This is a genomic window from Candidatus Methylobacter oryzae (assembly GCF_003994235.2).
GTDB lineage: Bacteria > Pseudomonadota > Gammaproteobacteria > Methylococcales > Methylomonadaceae > Methylobacter_A > Methylobacter_A oryzae.
The window spans coordinates 181221-199118 of sequence record NZ_RYFG02000121.1 but is presented as its reverse complement, the minus strand read 5'-3'; the positions used below and the strand labels follow the sequence as shown (position 1 = coordinate 199118).

General features: G+C 48.8%; 16 protein-coding genes. 9 read left to right on the top strand and 7 right to left on the bottom strand.

The features are described from left to right. Positions 1–239: 239 nt before the first annotated feature. The 4 genes from EKO24_RS21665 to EKO24_RS22455 all read left to right on the top strand — a co-directional run bounded on the left by EKO24_RS21665 (position 240) and on the right by EKO24_RS22455 (position 7899). Positions 240–3170 carry a chemotaxis protein CheB gene (locus EKO24_RS21665; protein WP_143733320.1) on the top strand — a complete coding sequence of 977 codons (2931 nt, stop codon included), beginning with the start codon at positions 240–242 and terminating at the stop codon, positions 3168–3170. 112 nt (positions 3171–3282) lie between these two features. Beyond that, a complete protein-coding gene (locus EKO24_RS21660; RefSeq protein WP_143733319.1) occupies positions 3283–5505 on the top strand; it encodes a putative bifunctional diguanylate cyclase/phosphodiesterase in 2223 nt (740 codons plus the stop codon). A 267-nt stretch (positions 5506–5772) separates the two neighbouring features. Then, positions 5773–7557 (top strand): diguanylate cyclase domain-containing protein, encoded by a 1785-nt coding sequence (locus EKO24_RS21655; RefSeq protein ID WP_206667329.1) that lies wholly within the window; start codon positions 5773–5775, stop codon positions 7555–7557. 165 nt (positions 7558–7722) lie between these two features. Beyond that, positions 7723–7899, top strand: a complete 177-nt coding sequence (locus EKO24_RS22455; protein ID WP_154671606.1) for a hypothetical protein — start codon at positions 7723–7725, stop codon at positions 7897–7899. Between the two features lie 147 nt (positions 7900–8046). Here the strand turns inward: EKO24_RS22455 and EKO24_RS22450 are convergent, their stop codons facing one another. Continuing rightward, the gene (locus tag EKO24_RS22450) at positions 8047–8190 is read right to left on the bottom strand and encodes a hypothetical protein (protein ID WP_154671605.1); all 144 of its coding nucleotides are present in this window, start codon (positions 8188–8190) and stop codon (positions 8047–8049) included. Between the two features lie 121 nt (positions 8191–8311). Between EKO24_RS22450 and EKO24_RS21650 the strand changes: the two genes are divergently transcribed. From EKO24_RS21650 to selD, 5 genes are all read left to right on the top strand, one after another. After that, positions 8312–9748, top strand: a complete 1437-nt coding sequence (locus EKO24_RS21650; protein ID WP_143733318.1) for a GGDEF domain-containing protein — start codon at positions 8312–8314, stop codon at positions 9746–9748. A gap of 162 nt (positions 9749–9910) precedes the next feature. Then, on the top strand, positions 9911–10255 hold the full coding sequence (locus tag EKO24_RS23345; protein ID WP_241674776.1) for a rhodanese-like domain-containing protein: 345 nt from the start codon (positions 9911–9913) through the stop codon (positions 10253–10255). Between the two features lie 24 nt (positions 10256–10279). Continuing rightward, complete coding sequence (locus EKO24_RS21645) at positions 10280–11014, top strand: tRNA 2-selenouridine(34) synthase MnmH (protein WP_241674774.1); 735 nt, start codon at positions 10280–10282, stop codon at positions 11012–11014. A gap of 267 nt (positions 11015–11281) precedes the next feature. Continuing rightward, positions 11282–11632: an NAD(P)/FAD-dependent oxidoreductase gene (locus tag EKO24_RS23340; protein ID WP_241674772.1), complete on the top strand. Its 351-nt coding sequence runs from the start codon at positions 11282–11284 to the stop codon at positions 11630–11632. Next, positions 11580–12686, top strand: a complete 1107-nt coding sequence (gene selD / locus EKO24_RS21640; RefSeq protein ID WP_241674766.1) for a selenide, water dikinase SelD — start codon at positions 11580–11582, stop codon at positions 12684–12686. The genes EKO24_RS23340 and selD overlap by 53 nt, the downstream gene beginning before the upstream one ends. 30 nt (positions 12687–12716) lie before the next feature. Here the strand turns inward: selD and EKO24_RS21635 are convergent, their stop codons facing one another. The 6 genes from EKO24_RS21635 to EKO24_RS21610 form a co-directional block, all read right to left on the bottom strand. Further along, positions 12717–13733, bottom strand: a complete 1017-nt coding sequence (locus EKO24_RS21635) for a Fic family protein (RefSeq protein WP_143733317.1) — start codon at positions 13731–13733, stop codon at positions 12717–12719. A gap of 150 nt (positions 13734–13883) precedes the next feature. Beyond that, the gene (locus tag EKO24_RS21630) at positions 13884–14225 is read right to left on the bottom strand and encodes a HepT-like ribonuclease domain-containing protein (RefSeq protein ID WP_143733316.1); all 342 of its coding nucleotides are present in this window, start codon (positions 14223–14225) and stop codon (positions 13884–13886) included. Beyond that, positions 14215–14526: a nucleotidyltransferase family protein gene (locus EKO24_RS21625; protein ID WP_143733315.1), complete on the bottom strand. Its 312-nt coding sequence runs from the start codon at positions 14524–14526 to the stop codon at positions 14215–14217. The genes EKO24_RS21630 and EKO24_RS21625 overlap by 11 nt, the downstream gene beginning before the upstream one ends. A 220-nt stretch (positions 14527–14746) precedes the next feature. Continuing rightward, the gene (locus EKO24_RS21620; protein WP_206667328.1) at positions 14747–14962 is read right to left on the bottom strand and encodes a helix-turn-helix domain-containing protein; all 216 of its coding nucleotides are present in this window, start codon (positions 14960–14962) and stop codon (positions 14747–14749) included. Continuing rightward, positions 14959–15297: a type II toxin-antitoxin system RelE/ParE family toxin gene (locus EKO24_RS21615; RefSeq protein ID WP_143733314.1), complete on the bottom strand. Its 339-nt coding sequence runs from the start codon at positions 15295–15297 to the stop codon at positions 14959–14961. Before EKO24_RS21615 ends, EKO24_RS21620 begins: the two co-directional genes overlap by 4 nt. Before the next feature lie 130 nt (positions 15298–15427). Continuing rightward, the gene (locus EKO24_RS21610; protein ID WP_206667327.1) at positions 15428–17764 is read right to left on the bottom strand and encodes a hypothetical protein; all 2337 of its coding nucleotides are present in this window, start codon (positions 17762–17764) and stop codon (positions 15428–15430) included. Between the last annotated feature and the right edge of the window lie 134 nt (positions 17765–17898).

Sequence of the window (17898 nt, the reverse complement as noted above, 5' to 3'; positions counted from 1 at the left end):
AACTGCATGCCGGTGGTCGAAGCCAATAAATAAGGCCTATAATTACCGGCTTTCAATGCAACTCACCTCCCGCTCTTACTCACAGTCAAACCGGCTGAACACTTACTCAACTTCAAGCATTAACGCCTGATTACTGAATCAGTTTACCCGAAAAATGAATTGACTTTATCCTCACAAACACTATTAAATCCGGGCAATCCAATCCCCGCATCAGCATTGCGCGAACAGAGCATCCCACAATGACCCAAAATAACACCCAGCCGATTCCATCAAATCATCCAAAAAATCAGCCAAAGCAAAGCGAAAACTTTCCTATTGCCGGCTTAGGCGCTTCCGCCGGAGGCCTGGAAGCTCTTGAACAATTCTTTCACCATATTCCTGCGGATACCGGCATGGCTTTTGTGTTGATCTCCCATCTTGATCCGACCCATGCCAGCATCCTGACCGAGATATTGCAACGCACGACCTCGATGCAGGTGTTGGAAGCGCAAGATCAAATGCAGGTTATACCTAACTGCGTATACGTCATTCCGCCTAACCGCGACATGACCATTTTTAAGGGCGCCTTGCAGTTAACCTTGCCGGCAGTGCCACACGGCCAGCGCATGCCTATCGATACATTTCTCCGTTCGTTGGCCGAAGATCAGGCAGAAAAAACCATCGGCATTGTTCTTTCCGGTACCGGCACCGACGGCACGTTGGGACTGCGCGCGATCCTCGGGGCCGGCGGCATCACACTGGCCCAGGAACCAAGCACCGCAAAATTCGACGGCATGCCGGTCAGTGCGATACAAGCGGGCTATGTTACTCATATCTTGCCGGTGGAAAAAATGCCGGAAGTGCTGTTATCCGGCATACTCTCACAGATTCCCCAGGCCGCTCCCTCGCCGCCGATTGCATTGAGCGGCATCAATCACATCCTGATGCAGTTGCGTACCGCTATCGGCCATGATTTCTCGCTCTACAAGAAAAGCACCATTACTCGCCGCATCCAACGCCGCATGTCGCAAAACGGCATTGAAGACACGGAAACTTATGCCCGCTACCTTAAGGAGCATCCATCCGAAACAACAGCGCTTTTCAAAGAACTGCTGATCAACGTCACCAATTTCTTTCGAGATCCGGAAGCTTTCGTTACGCTGAAGCAAGACATCCTGCCGGCGCTGCTCGCAGACAAACCGGATAATTACGTTTTCCGCATTTGGGTGGCCGGTTGCGCCACCGGAGAAGAGACCTATTCCATTGCGATGGTATTGCGCGAAGTAATGGATAAATCCCGCCGCGAAATTAAAGTGCAGCTCTACAGCACCGATCTTTCCGAAGATACGATTGCCGTCGCCCGAGCCGGCCTCTACCCGCCCAACATCAGTGTCGACGTCACCCCTGAAAGGCTGCGCCGCTTCTTCGTCAAGGAAGAAAGAGGCTATCGGATAAAAAAGGAAATTCGCGAAATGGTCGTATTCGCTGTTCAAAACATTATTAAAGATCCACCTTTTACCAAACTCGATCTGCTCAGTTGCCGCAACCTGATGATTTACCTGGAACCGGAACTGCAAAACCGCCTGATCCCGGCTTTTCATTACGCGCTTAAACCGGGAGGCGTATTATTTCTGTCCCCGTCGGAGAGTATCGGCAATCATACCGATCTGTTTACGCCACTGAATCGCAAGTGGAAGTTTTACCGCACCATCCCCTCCCCCGCCTCAACCCATGCCGTTTTAGCCAGCAATGTGACCTGGGCGACAGAATCGACGCATAAGACACAGGAAAACATTACCAAAGTAACCGGAGAAAGCAATTTAGCCGAACTGACCCGGCGCATACTGTTGCAATCCTACGCGCCCGCCGCGGCAGTGACCGATACCAAAGGCCATATCCTCTACATTTACGGAGAAACCGGCAAATACCTGCGCCCGGCGCCCGGCCTTGCCACCCTTAACGTCGTCGACATGGCCCGGGAAGGACTGCAACTAGAATTGCGTGCCGCCATTATGACTGCAAGTCAAAACACATCTGTTTTACACCGTGAACTATCGGTCAAAACCAACGGCGATTTTCAACCGATACTACTCAGCGTGCGTCCGCTATCGAATCCAAACGATCAGCAACCCCTGCTGCTGATCAGCTTCCAAGACATAGAGCCCAACCCTAGCAAACCGGCGCCTGGCAAACACAAACGCGCCTCCAAACCCGATGAGCTGCGTCATATCGAGGAACTGGAGTGCGAGTTGGCTTACACCAAAGAGAACTTGCAGGCCACTATTGAGGAACAGTTCGCATCCAATGAAGAGCTTAAATGCGCTAACGAAGAACTGCAATCCACCAATGAAGAATTGCAATCCACCAACGAAGAGCTGGAAACCTCCAAGGAAGAATTGCAATCGATCAACGAAGAACTGATTACCGTGAATTCCGAACTGCAAGCCAAAATCGTGCAATTGGCCGACATGCAAAACGACATGAAAAACCTGCTCGACAATATCCATATCGGCACCATCTTTCTCGATCAAAATATGACCATCCGGCGCTTTACCCGCGAAGCGACCAATATTTACCGGCTGGCTGCATCGGATATAGGGCGTTCATTGAGCGACATCAAACCCGAACTAAAAGGCGAAGACCTATTGGACGCCGCTCACAGCGTACTCGATAACCTAGTACCGATAGAACGTGAAGTAAAAACCTTGAACGACAACTCTTACCTGGCGCGCGTCCAACCCTATCGCACACTGGAAAACATGATCGACGGTGTCGTGCTGACCTTTACCAATGTCACCGAACGCGCCGCGGATATTGCCAAACAAAAAGCCGAGCTATTGGCGGAATGTATTATCAAAACGGTACACGAACCTCTGCTTGTGCTTAATAACGACTTAATTGTCGTGACTGCCAGCCGTTCGTTTTATCAAGACTTTCAAGTGTCCGCTGAAGAGACTGTAGGACGGCCGATCTACGAATTGGGCAACGGTCAGTGGAATATTCCCGATTTGCGCAATCTATTGGAGACCGTCTTACCGCATAATCAGGCTTTTGAAAACTATCTGGTAGAGCATAATTTTCCGGCTATCGGTTATCGTAAAATATTGCTGAATGCCCGCAGTATCATCAGCCAGACCGGCGACCCTCAATTGATCGTACTGGCGATGACTAATATTACCGACAAACCCTGAAGCTAAGTTGAGCAGCTCGCCTGCTCAAACGAAACTTAACCCATATCTGCCACTTAAATATAAGGGATACACCGAGCTATCGAACTACGCTAAATAACAGTATGGAGTTTATATGAAAAACAAACCTACCAAACTGGATAAACAATTCAAGCCACGTACCGGAGCCGTGGACCGGCGCGCCCGCAGCCCGGAGCCTTTGCCCCATTCGATGGAGAAACTGCTCCATGAACTGCGTGAACACCAGGTCGAGCTGGAGATGCAAAACGAGGAATTACAGCAGGCCCGTGCAGCCTTGGAAGAATCTCATCACCGCTACCTCAGCCTTTATGAGTTTGCTCCTGTCGGCTACCTGACCCTCACGCTCGAAGGCAAGATCATCGAGGTCAATCTTACTGCCGCCGGACTGCTTGGCATAGATCGCGGCAAACTGATCAACCACCCGTTCACCGAGCTGGTCTCCCCTCAAGACAGCGACCGCTGTTATCTTCTGCTGAAGAACGTACTAAAGCACGAAGAGGAGCATAAAATCACTGAGCTGATGCTGAAACGTAGCAATGGCTTCTTTCATGCCCGGCTGGACTGCCTGCCGGTAACGGCCGACGACCAAACTCCGCTGCTGCGCGTCACGCTGACCGACATCACCGAAAGCAAGCGGATAGAAGAAGAATTGCGCATCGCCGCCGTTGCCTTCGAGGTTCAGGAAGGCATCATGATCACTAACGCCGACAATGTCATCTTACGCGTCAACCGGGCCTTTACCGACATTACCGGCTATAGCGCCGAAGAACTGATAGGTCAAACACCTCGGATGTTCAAATCCGGCTATCACGACGCGAACTTTTACGACGAAATGTGGGAGTGCATTCATCGTAGCGGGTATTGGCAGGGTGAAATATGGGATCAACGCAAGAACGGCGAAATCTATCCCAAATGGCTGACTATCACCGCCGTGAAAGACAACGCCGGAAACGTCACCCACTACGTCGGCTCACATACCGATATATCCGAACGCAAGGCTTCGGAAGAGGAAATCAAGCTGCTGGCTTATTACGATCCGCTGACTTCCTTGCCGAATCGCAGGCTGCTGCTGGACAGATTGCAACAAGCCCTGGCCGCCAGTGCGCGTAGCAGGAAATACGGCGCCCTGCTCTTCATTGACCTGGATAACTTCAAATCGCTTAACGACCATCTGGGCCACGACATGGGAGACATATTGCTGCAACAAGTCGCGCAACGCCTTATAGATTGCGTCCGTGAAGGCGATACCGTGTCCCGGCAAGGCGGCGACGAATTTGTGATCATGCTTGAAGAACTGAGCGAGAATGTTGAAGAAGCCGCTGTCAAAGCCAAAGCGATTGGCGAGAAAATTATTGCTTCGCTGAACCAGGCCTACCGGCTCGTCAATCATGAGTACCGAAGCACGCCGAGCGTTGGCATCACGCTATTTATAAATCACCGTCATGAAATAAATACCCTGCTTAAACGGGCGGATATAGCCATGTACGGCGCCAAAGCCGCCGGCCGCAACACCTTGCGTTTCTTCGACCAGGACATGCAAAAAGCGGTAACGGCCCGGGCCGCCCTGGAAGCGGACTTGCGTTTTGCATTGGGAAAAAACCAATTCAAGCTCTATTTTCAGCGTCAGGCACGGCATGACGGACAAACCGTCGGCGCCGAAATGTTGTTACGTTGGGAGCACCCTAAACGCGGCCTTATCCTGCCGCATGAATTCGTTCCGCTGGCCGAAGAAATCGGTTTAATACTCACGATCGGGCAGTGGGTACTGGAAGCCGCCGGCGCCCAGCTTAAACGCTGGGAAAACCATGAACGAACCCGCGATTTACAACTTGCCGTTAACGTCAGCGCACGGCAATTCCATCAACCCAACTTTGCAGAACAAGTGCGCGCGATGCTGAAAAAATCGGAGGCTAAAGCGGAGCGGCTCAAACTCGAATTCGCCGAAAGCCTGATATTCGGCGACATCGACGACACCATCGACAAAATAAAAATACTCAAAGAAATCGGCGTCGGCTTCTCTATCGACGATTTCGGCACCGGCTATTCATCGCTGAAGTGCCTGGCGCAACTACCGTTCGATCAATTGAAAATCGATCAATCTTTCGTGCACAACATTGGCGTTAAACCTACCGATACAGTAATTGTGCAGACCATCATCGGCATGGCCGGCAGCCTGGGAATGGACATCATCGCCGAAGGCGTGGAAACGCAACAGCAACGCGAATTCCTGGAACGGCACGGCTGCCGCGTTTACCAGGGCAACTTGATCGGTAAGGCCATGCCGCCGGAAGCGTTTGAACAGTCTTTAGGCGTTTGAGCAAAAACTTATCCCCCACTGATTTAAATAACCGATACAACGCACTCGGGCGGAGGTGCTTTTCCTATACTACTGTTGCGTCCACCCTGTATCCGTTATAGCCACTAAAAATAAGCCGACCTGTAAGCGATTGCCCGGCAAAAACGTCAGAAACACAACGCCGACCCAGCGTCAAAGCCCAAGCAACGGCTTCCCGCATTTTGATGAAGAAGCTAACCGAAAATGTTAAAGTAAGCTTTTATTTACAAATAAAGTTAGCGAAACGCCGTGCAGCACAATAAAGGTATTAGAACAGATTGGGCGAGCGATTTGAGCGTGACCCGCTCCCTGACGTGGCGCTATTTATTCGCGTTATCGTTAGTCGCCGTGCTGTCAACGGCTGCATGGCTGAGCCTGCACTTGGTAATATCGGAGCAAAACAGCACGGCTGTCGTAGTCAACATCAGCGGGCGGCAGCGCATGCTGAGCCAGCGTACCGCATTGTTCTCGAATCTTCTGGTGAACGCCCCCAAAGCCGATCAGCCGGCGATTCGCAGCAAGCTAACCGACGCGATCCAGCTTATGGAGCGCTCGCATCATGGTTTGACTCACGGCGACGAGAGTATGAGCCTGCCTAGATCGATGTCGCCCGCTATCCATGCCATGTATTTTGACGGGCCAAATGCGTTGGATCGGCAAGTAGAAACCTACATCAGAATCGTGCATGAGTTACTCCAGTTGAATGACGGCGCGTTAACGCCAACCAACCCGCAACTACAATACATTACTCAAAACGCACCGAACGCATTAGTGAGCGCTCTCGATCAGATGGTGCGTCAGTATCAACTGGAAGGAGAGGCATCGGTCATACGTTTGCAAAAAGCGGAGACAATATGCTGGGCGGTCACGTTGATTTTACTGGTTCTGGAAGCGACGCTGATTTTTCATCCTTTCGTCAGGCACCTTAAAGCTATCCTGGAAAAATTACAAAACGTCACCGAAGAACTGCAATTACATCAAGACCGGCTTGAAGAAACGGTCAGGCAACGTACCGCAGAGTTAGAAAACAGGAGCAACGCGCTAACAGAGAGTGAGGAAAAGTTCCGCCTTATCAGTACCGTTGCCAAAGACGCCATCGTCATCATCGATCCCCAGGAACAAGTGATTTATTGGAACCCCGCTGCCGAAGAAATATTCGGCTACGAAGCCAATGAGGCCGTCGGCAAAAATCTGCACAATTTACTGATTCCGATGCGCTACCGCGAAGCCGCGCATAACGGTTTTGAGCGTTTTCAACGTTATGGCGTCGGCAATGTCATTGGCAAAACGTTTGAGATCACCGCGCTCCGTAAAAACAATGAAGAGTTCCCGGTCGAACTATCCGTTTCATCTTTCAGTTTCCGTAACAATTGGCACGCTCTGGGCATTATCCGCAACATTACCGAGCGTAAGCAAATGGAAGATCAAGTGCGTCAGCTCGCATTTTATGACACGCTGACCAACTTGCCTAACCGGCGCCTGCTCAATGACCGCTTAAGGCAGGCTATGATCAACAGCAAACGCAAGGGCCATTATGCCGCCTTAATGATGCTCGATCTTGACAATTTCAAACCGCTGAACGATATACACGGGCATCCGGTTGGAGACTTACTGTTAATCGAGGTCGCAGACAGGTTAAAGGCTTGTGTACGCGAGACCGATACCGTCGCGCGTTTCGGCGGCGATGAATTTGTCGTACTGCTGAATGACTTGAGTACCGAACAAACGCAATCAATTTCGCAGGCGCGTATCGTTGCGGAAAAAATTCTTAATTCTTTATCCGCTCCTTACCGGCTGGTCATCAACAAAACGAACAAAAAAACCAATAACACGGTAGAACATCAATGTACCGCCAGTATCGGCGTGGTCGTGTTCATCAAGCACGACAGCGACCCGGACGATCTCCTTAAATGGGCCGACGATGCGATGTATCAGGCAAAAGACGCCGGGCGTAATTCGGTGCGGTTTTATGATTGCCAAACCGACGCTTTGCATGCGGCATATAATCAAGGTAAGGATTTGGTTCAAAAATAACTTCCCCAAATTACCGTTTCCGGTCGCAATCCTACCGCCCTTTCTTCAGTTTCTGTTCATAAACCCGGTTTATTCTAAGCGGCAAGAACAGGAATGATTGCTCTCGATAGCAGCATTATCCAAATTGCAGCAAACTTTTACCCCAGTCGAGCAGGAAGGTACAAAATGGTTAACCAGAATTTCAATACCTATAGCGACATCGTCGCACCGATGAGCCAGGCTTTTAATAACGGCAACTTTTACGGCTTGGAATATATCCTAGACGAGTTGGTTACAGAAAAAACGCCGCCTAAAAGTCCAAATACCGTGGATTGGTTTGGCGCCTGTGATTATTTCGCTTAGCTATTTTTAATTGAACGGCTGGTGTCCGCCCTATCCGCAACACCAGTCGAAACCCGAAAAATACCCAACAAACAACAGCAATCCGCTTCATAGCGGATTGCTACAGATTCATAACTTCCGGCAGGGATTCTTCAAACGTACGCACCGTTAATTGCCCCGCGCCGTTAAATGCACCATGTCATTCATCACGCCCTCCAAGCCGCCGTAAACGTTCAGCGTATTGATACGGCCGGTGATTTTTTCCAATATCTCCAGCTCCTTCAAGCGCAGCAACACGGAGTTACCTTCCATATATTGATCGATCTATTATTGAGTTGTGGAAAGGCTCAATCCAATCTACACTGCCGCTTTCTGTTCTCATTGAGCCTTAAATTGGCGCGTCCAGGCTCAATAAGACCTTTTTCGAGATGTTATGACGGACGATTTCAACACCAATACGCCACCAGCCCTGATAAGCCTGACTAAGAGCTATATTTGCGGACTTCAATTCTTGTTCGCGTTCACTCCAGGCATCGCCATAACTTATCTGTATGCATTTCCGCCTAGCGATGCGCAATACATGAACTTTAGTTTGCATCATCTGGCTATCGGTGTTTCGACCTTGATCAGCAGCTTTGTAACTTGGGTAACATGGCTGTGTTATCGCTCGTCCGGGGAAATATTTTTACGTTGGTTGGCGTTCGGTTTTCTTGGCTTCTCGATAATTTACGCTTGCCATGGCCTGTTTACCCAATTGTCTAATTGCAACTTGGGCCTGTTTTTAATTTACGGTCCGGTTTCCCGTTTAGTATTAGCGCTTTGTCTCCTGCTAGGACTGCTCAATTACAATCGCCCCGCAGACTCGCTCCAAGTAACCGCGCAACTGAAATCGTGGCGGACACTCTTTCTGCTGTTTATCGTGCTGGATCTGCTGATTGTTTTAGCATTTTCCCGTTCCGGCAGCTTTTGCCTGGCCGAGATAGGAATGACGAACAGCAATGAGTTCGCAAGCAAACTTCGCCGCGGGTTGGAATGGGGCGTTGTAGCAACGACGCTGATCAATATTTTCTCCATGTTGGCGCGGCGAATTCGCGGACCTTTGATGACGTTGTTTATGATTTCGTTAGTGGTTTTCGCTCAGGCGTCTATCTCTTTTCTACTCGCCAAGCCGTGGAATCACCAGTGGTGGCTAGCTCACGCCATCTTTGCCAGCGGTTTTTTACTTTTGAGCTACGGCATCATGCAAGCTTTTCTTAGCAGTCGATCGTTTGCCAGGGTTTATAGCGTGGAAGAACTCATGGCTCATCTGCGCGATGCCAATCTTGAACTGGTACGGCTAGCCAACACCGACCCGCTCACCAACATTGCCAACCGGCGTAGCTTGATGGACAGTCTTGCTATTGCGATTGATCAGTATCACCGCTACGCGTGCCGCTTCAGTGTACTGATACTTGATCTTGATCATTTCAAACAAATTAACGATACGTACGGTCATGCGGCCGGCGATTGGGTGCTGCAAGAAACAGTATCACGCAGCTTTGCGCAGTTGCGTTCAATGGATGTGCTTGGCCGCATAGGCGGCGAAGAGTTCGCCGTACTATTACCGCATACCGGAACCGAAGAGGCGATTCATATCGCCGAACGATTGCGCGCCACTTTGGCTGAAACGCCAATAATTTTTGATGGGCAAACAATCCCTGTCACCATGAGCATTGGCGTAGCTGAATACTCTTCCGATCACGGCAATGGAGAGAGCTTGCTACGCCAAGCGGATTTCTGCCTCTACGAAGCGAAACGGCGCGGACGTAATCGGGTCGAGAGCGATATAGATACGTCGGACTCGCCTACATCATCGGTGGCGCTCACCTGATCAGACTATTGTTAATTCTCGAAACTGACCACGGCAACATGGCTATTGCTTTGGGAACTTATCGCCCCTGACAAATCAAACCAACGCCCTCTCCCTGCGCTGCAACAAGATCGCCAGCCGTTTCTATTATTAAGGCCCATTTTTACCGCCCCTAATTCATCCATGAACCACCCGACCATTCCCGCTGCCGAGGCTTTTAGCCTGCTTAGCGCCAATAATCAATTGGCTGTGATCGACGTAAGATCGGAGGGGGAATATGAAAAAGCGCACTTCGAAAACACGCTAAATATCCCGATACTGTCAGACGCCCATCGCCATGACGTGGGGCTGACCTATAAGACCGAAGGCTCGGAAGCCGCCAAAGCGCTCGGGCACAAACTGGTCAGCGGCGATTATAAGGAACGGATGATTCGGCAATGGTGCGAATCGATTAAAAGCCGTCCCCAGCACCCCGCTTTGGTCTTTTGCTGGCGCGAAGGCCTGCGCTCCCGGCTGGCCCAGGATTAGATCTGTCAAAACGGGCTTGAAGTATTGCGAGTCGAATCCGGCTATAAAGGCTTAAGGCACGAGGCGCTTAAGCTGATAGGAAATCCCGCGCCCTTTATCGTCCTGTCCGGCATGACCGGATCGGGAAAAACCCGCTTAATTCATCAACTCCGGCACTTTGTCGATCTTGAAGCGCTTGCCGATCATCGCGGCAGCGCTTTTGGGGCTCATATCGGCAGAAGCCAACCCCAGCAAGCCACGTTTGAAAACAAACTGGCGCAAGCGTTATATCAAGCTGCCGACAACTTTGTGCTGGAGGACGAAAGCCGCAATATCGGCCGCTGCCATGTGCCTGACCTGTTTTACGCCCTCATGGCCTCGGCGCCGATGGTCATGATCGAAACCCCGGCCGGGGTTCGGGCATTGGAGATATTTAAGGAATATATCCAAGCGCCTTTTGCAGCAGGTATGCCGTTACCCGAGCTGGAAACCGGTTTTGCCAAAAATGTCGAACGGATCAGGAACAAGTTGGGCGGCCTGGAGTGCGACAACATTAAAACCATGCTGAGCCAATCGTTCCAATTCGATGCGCTGGATGAAGCTTACGCAGACGCTTATCTCGACTGGATCGAGCGCCTGCTGACGCATTATTACGACAAACTGTATATCTATTCGCTATCGTTAAAATCGCGGAAAACCTTGTTTAAAGGCTGCTGGCAGGATTGCCTGGATTTTCTAACCGATTCCCAAGAAAGAACTCATCAAAAAATCGGTCTGTAAAAAACAGAGTCCACGAAAATCACGAAAGACACGAAAAAATCAATGAAAAAAACCGCGGTACAAAATTTTTCGTACCTATTCAGCCCATAAAAAATGGAACACGGATTAAACGGATCATCACGGATTTAACTTATCTTGGGTTGAAAATCCGTGTCAATCCGTACTATCCGTGTCATCCGTGTTCTATTGAGCGTTACGTTTTTTCGTGCTTTTCGTGTCTTTCGTGGACAATGCTTTTTGCTAGACTCATTATCGGAAATCCTTTGCATGATCAATAACAACCCAACCCCGATAATTTCAGACCTGATTTTGCTCGGCGGCGGGTATGCCAACATCCAAGTCTTGAAAATGCTGGCCATGAATCCGATTGGCGGGCTTAGGATCACGTTAATATCCGACCAAACCCATTCGCCGTACTCCGGCATGATACCCGGCTATTTGGCCGGCTATTATTCCTATGAACAATGCCATTTCGATTTAAGACGCATCTGCGAGGAACTCGGCCAGCGCTTTATCAAGGCCAAAATCATCGGTATCGATCCGCAACGGAATCGACAGGCGCTTTATGAAGCGCTTCCAGTCCAAGACTTTCAGCGTCAAGCCCCGGCATTTCGATAAAACCATGCCGAAACCCAAAACCACGCTGGTTCCCGAAGCTTGGGAAAGCAATACCTGCGGCAGCAAGCTTGGAGCTTCCACGCTAACGCTGAGCCTGAACAAGCTGGACATCCCTACAAACGACGCCGTGCTGCTGGGCGTCAAGGATGGAGAAGACTGCGCATTGACCAAGGTTTCCGAGCATAGCCTGTGCCTGCAAAGCCTCGATCAATTCCGCGCGTTTATTTCGGACCCTTACTTGCTGGGGCAAATCGCCGCCCAACATGCGTTAAGCGACATTTATGCAATGGGCGGCGTTGCCAAAACCGCGCAAGTCGGCCTGACGCTCGGCGCTGCAAACAAAAAGATTCAGCAGGAAGATATTTTTCAACTGATGTCCGGCGTGCTGGATATTCTGACTAAAAGCGCCGTCTCCCTGGTCGGCGGCCATACCGGCGAAGGCGCTGAGCTTGCGATAACGCTTGCCGTCCAGGGCGAAATCGCGCCGGAGCAAGTGTTAAGAAAACAGCTCACAGAGCCCGGAAACAAGCTGATACTGACCAAACCGCTCGGCACCGGCGCGATCTTCGCGGCCAACATGCTGGCCCAAGCCAACGGCAAACTGGTGGACCAAGCGCTTTCCAGCATGCTGCAATCCAACAAAACCGCGATGAAAATCATCAAATCCTTTAGCGTTTCCGGTTGCACCGATATTACCGGCTTCGGCCTGCTGGGCCACGCGTTTGAGATGATCGGTAAAAATACCGGTCAGGTCGGCGTTAAAATCGACTACCAAGCGATACCCTTATTCGACGGTGTTGGGGAATTATTTGCCAAAGGCTATTACGCTTCTATTGCCGGGGAAAATTACCGGTCTTTAAGCGCGATGCTGGGAACCGATGTGAATAATCAAAAATTTCCTGCGCTGTTCGACCCTCAAACCAGCGGCGGACTGTTGTTTTCAGTACCGTTCGATCAGGCGGAAGCGTGTGTAAACGCTTTGCATCAAAATGGTGTAGCCAGTGCCTGCGTTATAGGCGAAGTGATTGGCCGGAGGGAAATAATTGTGGTTTGATTAAGCGGTGAGAAGCGAGCCTTGTAATCTTCATGCTTCATTCCTGGTTTGCAGCCAGGTCCTGGCCTTTGCGGATAAGCGGTAGCGTTGCGTCGGGCTTCGAGGAGAACCGGGTTGGGTGCGGTCAAGCCAGCCGCCTTCCATGGCAGGGTTTAGGTAGTTTGCCCTGAAAGTCGGACGGTGGGACAAGCCCAATGCCTTCATCAGCTCGGAACCGCTCAGTTCGTCGTTGCCAATGGCCTCAAGCAGCATTTTTACTTGGTCGCTTACTTGGTCGCTTACTTGATCGGTATCACCCGCTTCGCGCATAGCATCTCGCATGGCTTGCAACATGAACTCGACAAACGGCGCGGCATCGGCGCGCTCATCCGCTTCGGCCAGCGCTCGGTAATACTCGTTCTGGCGTTCGCGAATGACGGTTTCTACCGGCAAATAACCCAGCAAGGGTTTCCATTGACGAAGAATCAGCGTTTGCCATAATCGCCCCATGCGACCGTTGCCGTCGGCGAAAGGATGAATAAATTCCAGTTCGTAATGAAACAGGCAACTGCCGATTAACGGATGCTCTTCGCTGCGTTTCAGCCAATCCAGTAAATCGGCCATCAAATAAGGCACACGGTCGGCGGGCGGCGCCATATGCACCAGATGCTCGCCTCGAAATATGCCGACACCGCCGGAACGAAATACTCCCGGCCGGTCAACCAACATCGACATCAGCAAACTGTGCGCTGCCAGCAAATCGGCTTCGGAAGCCGGATGCCAATTATCCATCGCCTCATAGGCGGCAAAAGCGTTGCGGACTTCTTGAATTTCGCGCGGCAGACCCAGCACGCGTTTGCCGTCAATCACCGCAGTTACTTGTTCCAAGGTCAGCGTATTGTTTTCAATAGCCAGCGAAGCTTGAATCGTGCGAATCCTGTTTTCCCGGCGCAGGCGCGGCGTCAGGTTTTTTTCGGCCAACATCGTATAGCGGCCGATCAGTTCGCTGATTTCTGCAACCAAGTTCAGGATGGCTGGGGTGATGGTATAGGGCGGTTGGTAGTTCATGTGAGCCGATTTAGTTTTTCAACCATAAAATACAGTCTCGTAGGGTACACTGTGCGTACCTTTCAGCATTCTGCGTTATAGGAGAAGTTATTGATAAGCGGGAAATAGTCGTGATTTGATTAATCGGTGCGAATGCAAGCCTTATAATCCTCACGCATCATCCAGCAAGCCGGTCACGGTTTCGTATAGTGTCGGCAGCGATTCATCAATAGTACGCCAAACCGTCAGATCGTTAACCGAGGCGTAACCATGAATCAGCACGTTACGAAACGCGATGATTTGAGGCACATCGGGAATGCGCTCGGCCCATTGCGGCTCAATTTTGCAGAGTTGATTAAGCGCCTCTCCGATGATTTCAAACTGGCGCTCAACGGCGGAACGCAATAACCGGTCATTGGTGTAGTCCTCGAAAGTTTTGCCCCCCACGAATTCCAGTATTGCTGCGGCAGCCTCCCTTGTATCCCAAAGATAAGCACGCGGATCACGCTGCATAGACGACTTCGCGGCTTTGATTGATACTGGCTTGAACATAGGGATTACGCAGAGCGGAGGCTTCCGCCAGATCAACAGTGCGCCCCAGAATTTGCGACAAATCGGCTTGTAATCCAAAAAAAGCCTTTAACGTAGGGCTATCGGCAGACGGCGAGAACTCCACCAGAAAATCGGCATCGCTGCTTTCCGGAACGAAATCGGTTCCCCGCGCGGCTGAACCGAACACTTCAAGCCGTTGCACGCGATAGCGTCGGCAGAGTTCAGCGATAGCGGGCTGGTGTTGATGAATAAAAGGGTGCATTTTTGACGCCTCCTTAGATTTATGTGAATCCAGATTGATACTCTACTATTTGATTTCCGGTGAAGTAAGGTCTCTCGCACAGTTTAATCGGTGAAACTAATTACAGCAATGGAGCGGTATCTATTTAAATTTGCCCCAAGCGTTCTAGAGTGTCCGGATAGGACGATACCAACCGAATCAGCAACGCCGCTTGGGCATTGGGCTTGGCTCGCCCTTGCTCCTAATTTTCCAAAGTGCGCGGATTAGTTCGCAAATAACGGGCGAACACCGCCCGAGACAAATGCAGGCGCTCCCGCAAAGCCACCAGTTCCGCGGCAGCTAATTCCGGAGCCGGCTTCATTTCAACTTCATGAGTTCTCAACGTGCGCTTGCCTTGACGCTGCTCCGCCAAGGCATCAAAACCTTCACTTAGCTCATCGAACAGATTTCTTTTCATCGTCTTGCCTCCAATTCCCGTTTCAACATGTCTTTTAGCGCCTTACGTTCAGTAGGCGACAGATCGTCGAGTTCGTTTTTATCGTACAGGGTGAATAACCAAAATTGCCTGCCTGTTTCCCACCAGAAATAAATAATCCGCAAACCGCCGCGTTTGCCTTTGCCGCGCCGTAGATCGCCCTGCCGCATCTTACGCAGGCCGCCCGTGCCTTCAATAACATCACCTATTTCCGGGTTGGCCAATAGTACGGACTGCAAAGCGCGGAATGCTTTGTCGTCCAGATGATTCTGACGGTAGCGTGAGAAAGCGGGTAGTTCAACGAACAAGGCTCGCATGGCTTTATTGTACGCGAATTGCGTACAGACTTCTGTTAAACATTAATTTTTCCTTTAGCCTGTCTCAGTTGAGTAAAGACTATAGACATAATGCAACGCAAAAAGTCTAAGGTTTGCAATTGATGAGGGCTCAATCGTCGGACGATTTACACAGTGAAATATAGTGATATGGACGATCATCTTGATCGATATTCTTTGCGATGACTAAACAACTTTTTACATGCGCAGGCTCAAGCCCTGACGCTGCTGCATTTTCTATAAACTCATACCGTCTGTGTGCATTGCCATTCTTAAATAAAACATAAGCAAGCGCATATTCCGATGCATCAGGAGGAACATAAATTATTGCATTTTTATGACCTTCCATTTGCCATGTTCTATTAACACCTTTTTTAAGCACCTCAACAGCAGAAGCTAATTTCAATTGGTCATTAGGTGAAAACATATTCAGCAGAACACCAATCTCAGTCCATTGAGGAGTGGATCGTTCTTCAAGTTTACGAAAAATATCATTAAACAGTTTAGAAATTTTTGGCCTTGGCTTTTCAATAATTATTCCTTCATCCCTCGATCTATAATACTTATCAAGAGGAGCTGACATCTCCGTAATTATAATTTCGGTTCTATTTTCAGACTGCATGCTTCCCAAATTAAAGAGTGTCATTTCATATAGCCCCATAAAATCCAGCTCATCGCCTAGGAAGCTAACATGCCTTTCTAGTTCGGTTCGACGCTGAAGATAATGGATTATTTGCACAGGATGCTCCAAGAAATCGAACAAGGTCTCGAAATCCGCCAAGTTCATCGTTGGGCATGGGTAAAAATCTTCTGGTAACCATTCGGTATCAACAAATCTGCTGAAGTTTGCCTGAAGGGAGGCAAAATCCTCTAAAGATACGGAAACTCGCAGAACTTTATGTATGCCACTTAGATCAACGGGTAATTTATCCCTCAGCTCATCACTGATAGTTGCGTCCAATCTGAGTTCATTTAACCGGTTTTCTAAGCGCTTAGATTGAACGCTTGGCTCTACTAATATCTCCTTGATGTGGCGCTTAATCCTGTCAGGAGCACCTCTCAAAGCTGACTTACTTATCTTGTGGGCCTTTGCCTCAATTATGATTGCATGCGAATCAATAAAGGTTATTAAATCTGTTTCAAACTGTCTTTCGGCTACGCGCCATTTAACACACGATACCGTTAAAGCTTCGGGAAATCGGCGCTTTACTATTTCTTCAATTTTCTCTTCCAGATAGTTTGCTCTTCTATCATGAAGCTTATCTTTATCAATTTTTTCAATAAGTTCATCCAGTGACGAAAGCACAAAACTAAAAAATAATTGTGGCATAGGACAAAAATACGCTTTTTCATCCTTTATGATGGGTTTATTCCACACTGGGTTATCAAGAAATAAAAATTCGGTTTTATGAGTTTCTAAATCTCCAGGGGAATATGAAAAATAATCTAACACTAACTTGGTGATTTCAGAATCAATTCCAGTCTTGGATGAGACTGCCTCTACCGTGAAATAAAAAGAGTCTGACATTCTAAGATCATAATGACCCCAAAGCATTAAAAACAAACTCTTTATTGAGAGTTTTGAAATGCCATTTACTTTATAAAACTGATCGGCTTCCTCTTGTCCCTGCCCAATGAGCTCATGATATTTTAAGATTAATTCTTTTGGTTTTTTGATCGCTTTAAGTTTGCTTAATATGACATGCCTTTCCGTCAAAGAATTTTCCATCGTCCTGAGCATGGAATTGAAAGTTTCTATAATATTGGTAGCGCTAAATCCAAGCTTATCAAGCAATATTTCATCAAAGTAACTATATAACTCCGTTGAAATATTAAATACCTGAGAATAATACCCCCAATTCCTGACGGTTTGCGTATTGCTCCTAACCAAAAATTGAATGCTATCAATAGCTTTATCTTTTGCGCTAGCATCTAGACGGCCGCTATCCATGTGACTGAAGGAAAAGGCTCTACCTAATTCGGCTAATGTATCGAATCCTTTCTGAACCACATTGGGTGTTACTGGATTTGTTCCCCAATCGTGCTTTGGTATTTGTAAAAACAATGCTTGAAGCATTTCGGCATGTGATTGTGTTATTAGCGCATGTCCCTCATTAGATTGAACTCCTGCATCACCAGCTCCTACACTCAAACCATACCCGGAAATTATTGCTAGTAAGTTAATTGGGTCATGTGTTTTTAATAAATCCTGAATAATATTCAGTGATTCATAAAATCCCTTTTTATGGGTCTCACTTATTCCCCTAATCAGATCTTTTCTTTGATCATCAGTTAGATGATCAAAAGGATTATCGAACATAGTAAACACAGGCGATGATTGGCTAGATTGTGTAATAGATCTATGTTTCTGTTGGGCCTTTAACTTCTTGAGCTTTTTTATTTTCCGGTTCTTTTTTTCTGCTCTGCGCGTCTTATTATCTTTTCCCACAAAATAAATTCCTTCTGACAAAAAACAAGAATACTAGTTTTCTAACTCAATCGACAATGAAAAATATCCAGTTAGCACGGTAGATCGGGCATGTTTTTTATGCCCAACATTTAAAAACCTCAATCAAATAGAAA